We start from the raw sequence: 6,625 nt of genomic DNA, 5'->3' as shown, positions 1-6,625 counted from the left end.
TGACGTTAGCGGTAGACCGATCGGAGCAAAGGTGATTGACGTAACCGCACATCCCACTAGTACCGGCAGCACCACGCCGCGCACAGACCGCGACGAGCGCCGGACGCTGGACCCACGTTTCGCCGAGTACCGGAAGACCGGCGACCGCAAGCTGCGCAACGAGCTCATCGAAGACCACCGTTGGTTGGCCGTCCACTGCGCCCGGCGCTTCGCCCACAAGGGCGAGCCGCTCGACGATCTGGTGCAGGTGGCGATGCTCGGCGTGCTGAAGGCGATCGACCGGTTCGACCCGACGTACGGGGTGATGTTCACCACGTTCGGCGTGCCCACCATCCTCGGTGAGCTGCGCCGCCACTTCCGCGACAAGACGTGGACGCTCCACGTCCCCCGTCGCGCCAAGGAGCTGTACCAGGTGGTCAGCGGTGTCGTCGACGAGATGCACCAGACCCTGGGCCGCTCCCCCACCATCCCCGAGATCGCCGAGCGGGCCGGGGTCACCGTCGAGGACGCCCTCAACGCCCTCGAGGTGAGCGGCTGCTACCGCGGCGTGCCGCTGGCCCCGCCCAGCGACGACGACACCGCCGACGCCATCACGCTCGGCGGCAGCGACCCCGGCTACGCCGCGGCCGAGGCCAAGCTGACGGTCCGCACGCTGCTCGACGCCCTGCCCACCGAGCGGGAGCGCCTGATCATCAAGATGCGCTTCGTCGACGGTCTCACCCAGTCGCAGATCGCCGAGAAGATCGGCGTCAGCCAGGTGCAGATCTCGCGCCTGCTGCGGGCCTCGCTCGACAAGATGCGCCACAAGCTCGAATCCGAGCGCTAGTCCCGCACCCGAGCGAACCCCGAGCGAGACCCCTACACCTGGTGACGAGGGATCTCGGCCCAGACGCGTGTGCCGCCGTGGGAGGCGCGGGCGCTGCCCCACGCGGTGGCCACCGTCTGGACGATGGCGAGGCCGCGGCCGGAGAACAGCGCGCCCGTGACCGGCTCCAGCGGCATGGGAGCGTCGGGCGCGCCCTCGTCGACCACCTCGAGGCGCACGCAGCCCGGCAGGAGCTCCAGCCGCAGCTCCACCTGGCCGTCGCCGTGCAGCACGGCGTTGGTGAACAGCTCGCTGACCACCAGGAGCAGGTCGTCCATGGTGGCGCTGAGACCCCAGGAGCGCAGCGAGGAGCGCACGAGCGCCCTGGCGCGCGGGATCTGGTCGGAGCGTCCCGGGAACTGCTCGGCTACTTGCATCACTCCTCCGGCCCGCTATCCAACCACGTGCTCCGCGCCCGCCACTTGTCTTCCCGCTGTCGGTGCCCTGAACCAACCCGATCTGAACCGACGTGGCGCGCCGCCACCCGGAGAGAACGTAGAGTTCGCCGCTGGGTTCACCAGGAGGTGCACTGTTGACTGACCCATCCGAGTCGGCACGGGGCCGGAAAGCCACTGCGGCATCGGCGCCGGACGCGAGCCATCTGCTCCCAGAGCTGGTGGCCCACCTGCGCGAGAACCGCACCCAGCTGCGCGAGGAGTGGGCCCGGCGCATCACCGACGCCCGCCTCCTCACGGCGATGACCCCGGAGGAGCTGTTCTCCGAGGCCACCTCCGTGTACGACAACTACGTCGAGGTGCTGGAGACCGGCAGCGTGGAGGCCCTGCAGGACTACGCCCGCAGCCTGTCGGAGCGGATCATCCCCCGGGGCGTCGAGACCGAAGAGGTCCTCGGCATCGTGCTGCTGCTGCGCGACGTGCTCGCCCGGTCGCTGTTCAAGAAGTACCAGGGCGACTTCGACCTGCTGAACCGGGTGCTCGACGCCTACGAGCCGGCGGCCAACCGCATCGCCAACACGGTGGGCGTGTCGTTCGTGCAGGAGCGCGAGCGCATCATCCGCCAGCAGCAGGAGGCCATCCGCGAGCTGTCGACACCGGTGCTGCAGGTGCGCGAGCGCCTGGTGATCCTCCCGATCATCGGCATCCTCGACAACCAGCGGGCCCGCCAGCTCACCGAGCAGCTCCTCAAGGGCATCCGCACGCACCGCGCCAAGGTGGTCGTGATCGACATCACCGGCGTCCCGGAGATCGACTCCACGGTGGCGAACCACCTGGTGCAGACCGTCGAGGCGTCCCGCCTCATGGGCGCCAGCGTGATCATCACCGGCCTGTCGTCGGAGATCGCCCTCACGCTGGTGACGATCGGCGTCGACCTGTCGAAGATGAACGCCGTCGGCGACCTGCAGGGCGGCATCGAGCAGGCCGAGCGCCTGCTGGGTTACGAGGTCACGCAGACCGCTACGGGTGAGCGCGTCGGCGAGATCCGCTGAACGCCGGTCCCGAGGCAACGACATGTCACACGTCCCGGTCCTGCGCCAACGGGGATATCTGATCGCGACCATCCAGGCCACGATGTCCGACAGCGAGGCCGAGGACCTGCAGCACGACCTGATGGAGCAGGTCTCCCGCTACCGGGCCCGCGGGATCGTGGTCGACACCACCGCGCTCGACGTCCTCGACTCGTTCGCGGCCCGGACGCTGCGCACGATCGCCCACATGACCCGCCTCCGGGGTGCCCGGACGGTGCTGGTGGGGATCCAGCCCGAGGTCGCGTTCGCCATGGTGCAGCTGGGGATCACCCTCGAGGACGTCGACACCGCGCTCGACCTCGAAGAAGGTCTCATGCTGCTCGACGAGCTCATCACGGAGTAGCGACGTGGACGGCCGGCGCCCGACCGACGTGGCCCACATCTCGATCACCACCGACGCCGACATCGTGAAGGCGCGCCAGGTGGGACGCGAGATGGCAGCCACAGGGGGCTGCGGCGCCACGGACCTCACGATGGTCGCCACGGCCATCTCCGAGATCGCCCGCAACATGCTCACCCACGCCGGCCGCGGCGAGCTGCAGCTCGAGCTGGTCGACGACACCGGGCGGCGCTCGCTGCTCATCACCGCCCACGACGAGGGGCCCGGCATCGCCGACGTCAAACGGGCCCTGGAGGACGGGTTCACCACCGGCGACGGCCTCGGCCTGGGCCTGCCCGGCGCACGCCGCCTGATGGACGAGTTCACCATCATCACGAAGCCCCGACGTGGTACGACGGTGATCATGCGCAAGTGGTGCGGCGAGTGACGGGTCACGAGTAGCCGAGTCGTCGATGGCCGACAACCCGTTCCTCGACTGGGCCGTCGCCAGCCGGCCGATGGTCGGCCAGGCGCTGTCCGGCGACATCGCCACCGTCCTCGCCACCAGCACGCGGGCCGTGCTGGCCGTGATCGACGGCCTGGGCCACGGCCCCGAGGCGGCCGAGGCGGCCGAGCTCGCGATCAGGGTGATCGAGCAGAACCGGGCGGAGCCGGTCGAGGCGCTGCTGCTGCTGGCCCACGAGCGCCTCGCCGAGAGCCGGGGTGTCGCCGCCACCCTGGCGATCGTCGACGGCGAGACGGGCCGGATGGACTGGCTCGGGGTCGGCAACGTCAACGGCACCCTGCTGCGGGCCGACGAGATGGCCCGGCCCCGCAACCACGGCGTGTTCCTGTGCCGCGGCGTGCTGGGCTACCTCCTGCCCAACCTGCACGTGAGCGACCCGTTGCAGCTCGCACCGGGCGATGCGCTCGTGATCGCCACCGACGGCGTGCGGGGCGACCTCACCAGCCCGATCCGGCCCGAGGTCGCGGTCGACCGGCTGGCCGAGACGATCCTGGCCGACCAGGCCACCTACGAGGACGACGCGCTCGTGCTCGTCGCCCGCTACCGCGGCCGGAACGTGAGCTGACCCACCCATGCCCTACAGCCCCGCCAACCTCGCCGCCACGTACCGCGCCACCCTGGCCCGCTACGTCGAGGCCGGGGAGGAGAGCCAGCTCGCCGAGGCCTACCGGCTGGGCCGGGCCGCCTGCGCCAACGGCGCCACCATCCTCGAGCTGGTCGACGTCCACCGCGAGGCCGTGGCCGACCTGTTCGACACGGCGCCGGACGGGCCGGCGCAGAAGGCGATCGACGCCAGCTTCGGCTTCCTCGCCGAGGCGCTGTCGACCTTCGAGATGACCCAGCGCGGCTACTGGGAGGCCCACGAGGCCGTGCAGCGGGAGCGGGCGATCGCCCGGATGCTGCAGCGCGACCTGATGCCGACCGCGGCCCCGATCCCCGCCGGGCTCGACGTGGCCGTCCGCTACCTCCCGGGTGGCACCGACACCCACGCCGGCGGCGACTGGTACGACGTGCTCGACCTGCCCGACGACCGGGTGGGGCTGGTGGTGGGCGACGTGACCGGCCACGGGGTTGCCGCCGCGGCCACGATGGGCCAGCTGCGCATCGCCGTGCTGGCCTACGCCCTCGGCGGTCGCGAGCCCGCCGGCGTGATCGAGGACCTCGACGTGCTGGTGGAGCGGCTCGGTGCGGGCGACATCGCCACCATGGTCTACGTCACCGTCGACCCGGCGCGGCACGAGCTGGTGGTCACCAGCGCCGGGCATCCGCCGCCGGTGGTGATCGGCCCCGACGGCGCGTCGCACCTGGTCAACGGGGGTCACGGGCGGCTGCTGGGCGTCAGCCCGCCGCCCGAGGAGCGTCACCAGGTGGCGCTGCCGCTGCCGGTCGGGGGCCACGTGCTGATGTACACCGACGGCCTGGTGGAGCCGGCCGAGCGCTCGGGTGAGGACGGCCTGGCCCTGCTGGCCCGGGCCACCGAGGGCTTCACCGGCAGCGCCGAGGAGCTGTGCGACCACGTGCTCGCCGAGCTCGCCCCCGACGGCGCCCGTGACGACATCTGCATCCTCGCCGCCACCCTTCTCGGCTGACGTATCGCGCCGGCCGACGGTGGGGACGCTTCCATGGTGAGAGATCCCTTCGGTGTCTGGACGTCAGGCCGCTTGCAGGTGGTCTGTCAGATCATCCACGTGGAGCACCTGCGCAAGGGCACGGTGGTCGACCTCGTGACGCTCGAGCCGTGCGACCGCGGCCTGGAGCGGGTGCCGGCCGGCACGCCGCTGTCGCTGGGCTTCGGCGCCGAGCCGTCGACCGACGCCCAGCTGGAGCTCGAGGCGATCATGAGCCACTGGGAGGCGGGCGGCGCGCTGCTCGACCTGCAGGTCGAGGACGCCGACGACGGCCTGCGCTACCAGTTCTCGTGTGGTGACGAGCAGCTGATCCTGCTGGTCGACACGAACGCCTGACCAGCAGGACCAGACCACTGCGTTGCTAGCTGACGGCGGCCTTGCGGTTGGCGGCGGCCTTGCGGTTGTTCGTCTCGACCGCCTCGGCGTCGTCGGCCTCCTCGGTGACGTCCGGGCGACCGGCCCGGATCACCTTCACGTACACCCAGCCGGCCGCACCGGCGACCAGTGCCAGGAACAGGGGCTTGCGGCGACGCTTGCGGGGCTGCCCGTCGTCGTCGGCGTTCTTGCGGAATCCCATGGGGAACCTCCTTCGTCACGAGATGTCTTCCCGGTGACGGGACGGCGAACCCCCTTCGCAGGACACGCCCGAGGTTGCGACCTGCGACGACGGGGAAACCCATGTCCGTGACAACGCTTGCTGGGGCCGATCTCACCACGCTGAGCCTCGACGGCGACGCCCTCGTGCGCCTGCTGGCGGCGACGGTGCTGGGCGCGGCCGTCGGCATCGAGCGCGAGGCGGGCGACCAGCCGGCCGGCTTGCGCACCCACATCGCCGTGGCGTTGGGCGCGGCACTGTTCGGCGTCATCTCCACGCTCGGGTTCCTGGAGCTCGAAGGCCGGCGCTCCGGCACGAACGTCAACATCGACGTCACCCGCGTCGCGTCCAACGTCGCCGTGGGCATCGGCTTCCTCGGGGCGGGCGTGATCTTCCGCAGCGGCAACTCCATCCGCAACCTCACCACCGCCGCCAGCCTCTGGACCGTCGCCGCCATCGGCCTGGCCTGCGGCGTCGGCGACATCGGCACCGCCGCGGTCGCCACCGTCGTGCTGCTGGGGAGCCTGGTGCTGCTGCGGCCCCTGCGCGACACGATCCGCCGCCGCTGGTCCCGCACGTCGCTGACGGTGCGCGTCCACCTCGCCACCGGCGCCGACGCCACGGCGTTCCTGGCGCGGCTCGACGAGCTCTCCGAGGTGGAGCTCGACAAGGTGTTCCTGGAGAAGGAGGACGGGCACGTGGTGGTGGCGGCCACGCTCAGCGCCCGGCCCGACCAGGTGCGCCTCTGGATGACCCACGTGTCGACCTCGTCCGACGTCGACTCCCTGGTGCAGGTCTGAACGCCGGCCGCGCACCCTCCGAGGCCGGAAGTGCCAGACTGTCGGAGATGTCCCCGGGGAACGAGCCGACGACCGACCAGGTGCTGTTCGTGTCGAGCAGCCGCGACGGCAACCGCACCGTCGTGAAGCTGGTGGGCGAGCTCGACCTCCACGGCACCGACCGGCTCACCGCCGAGGTGCAGCAGGCGCTGTCGGATTCGGCGGAGATCGTCGAGATCGACGCCGAGAGCCTCACGTTCGCCGACTCGGCGGGCCTGCGGGCCGTGCTGCTCGCCCGGGCAGAGGCGATGCGCACCGGCGCCAAGTTCCGCCTGGTCAGCGTGTCGCCGTCGGTCGGGCGGGTCATCGAGATCGCCGGCCTGGCCGAAGAGCTGCTCCCGGCCCCCAGCGGCCAGTAGCCCGGTCG

At 71.4% G+C, this 6,625-nt stretch carries 11 protein-coding genes; 9 read left to right on the top strand and 2 right to left on the bottom strand.

All coding sequences use genetic code 11. The annotated features are described in order from the left end of the window. Positions 1-826 (top strand): SigB/SigF/SigG family RNA polymerase sigma factor (locus VK611_15155; GenBank protein HMG42671.1); only part of this gene is annotated, 826 nt, incomplete at its 5' end. Positions 827-858: 32 nt separating this feature from the next. Here the strand turns inward: VK611_15155 and VK611_15150 are convergent. Next, positions 859-1,242 carry an ATP-binding protein gene (locus VK611_15150; GenBank protein HMG42670.1) on the bottom strand — a complete coding sequence of 128 codons (384 nt, stop codon included), beginning with the start codon at positions 1,240-1,242 and terminating at the stop codon, positions 859-861. A 155-nt stretch (positions 1,243-1,397) separates the two neighbouring features. On the opposite strand from VK611_15150, the gene VK611_15145 reads away from it, so the two are divergent. The 6 genes from VK611_15145 to VK611_15120 all read left to right on the top strand — a co-directional run bounded on the left by VK611_15145 (position 1,398) and on the right by VK611_15120 (position 5,160). Then, the gene (locus VK611_15145; protein ID HMG42669.1) at positions 1,398-2,312 is read left to right on the top strand and encodes an STAS domain-containing protein; all 915 of its coding nucleotides are present in this window, start codon (positions 1,398-1,400) and stop codon (positions 2,310-2,312) included. Between the two features lie 22 nt (positions 2,313-2,334). Continuing rightward, complete coding sequence (locus VK611_15140) at positions 2,335-2,694, top strand: STAS domain-containing protein (protein ID HMG42668.1); 360 nt, start codon at positions 2,335-2,337, stop codon at positions 2,692-2,694. 4 nt (positions 2,695-2,698) lie between these two features. Beyond that, complete coding sequence (locus VK611_15135; protein HMG42667.1) at positions 2,699-3,118, top strand: anti-sigma regulatory factor; 420 nt, start codon at positions 2,699-2,701, stop codon at positions 3,116-3,118. A gap of 25 nt (positions 3,119-3,143) precedes the next feature. Beyond that, positions 3,144-3,761, top strand: a complete 618-nt coding sequence (locus tag VK611_15130; protein ID HMG42666.1) for a SpoIIE family protein phosphatase — start codon at positions 3,144-3,146, stop codon at positions 3,759-3,761. A gap of 7 nt (positions 3,762-3,768) precedes the next feature. After that, positions 3,769-4,785, top strand: coding sequence for a SpoIIE family protein phosphatase (locus VK611_15125; GenBank protein HMG42665.1), 1,017 nt, complete (start codon positions 3,769-3,771; stop codon positions 4,783-4,785). Between the two features lie 72 nt (positions 4,786-4,857). Continuing rightward, positions 4,858-5,160: a hypothetical protein gene (locus VK611_15120; GenBank protein ID HMG42664.1), complete on the top strand. Its 303-nt coding sequence runs from the start codon at positions 4,858-4,860 to the stop codon at positions 5,158-5,160. A 25-nt stretch (positions 5,161-5,185) separates the two neighbouring features. On the opposite strand, the gene VK611_15115 is transcribed toward VK611_15120, so the two are convergent. Continuing rightward, the gene (locus tag VK611_15115; protein ID HMG42663.1) at positions 5,186-5,401 is read right to left on the bottom strand and encodes a hypothetical protein; all 216 of its coding nucleotides are present in this window, start codon (positions 5,399-5,401) and stop codon (positions 5,186-5,188) included. 101 nt (positions 5,402-5,502) lie between these two features. Here VK611_15115 and VK611_15110 point away from each other — a divergent pair, with 101 nt between their 5' ends. Together VK611_15110 and VK611_15105 are read left to right on the top strand one after the other, a co-directional pair. After that, positions 5,503-6,219 (top strand): MgtC/SapB family protein, encoded by a 717-nt coding sequence (locus tag VK611_15110; protein HMG42662.1) that lies wholly within the window; start codon positions 5,503-5,505, stop codon positions 6,217-6,219. A gap of 47 nt (positions 6,220-6,266) precedes the next feature. Next, a complete protein-coding gene (locus tag VK611_15105; protein HMG42661.1) occupies positions 6,267-6,617 on the top strand; it encodes an STAS domain-containing protein in 351 nt (116 codons plus the stop codon). The last annotated feature ends 8 nt before the right edge of the window (positions 6,618-6,625 follow it).

Source organism: Acidimicrobiales bacterium, from assembly GCA_035316325.1.
Taxonomy (GTDB): domain Bacteria; phylum Actinomycetota; class Acidimicrobiia; order Acidimicrobiales; family VFJN01; genus DASXTK01.
The sequence above is the reverse complement of the archived record's forward strand: the minus strand, read 5'-3'. Positions and strand labels throughout refer to the sequence as shown.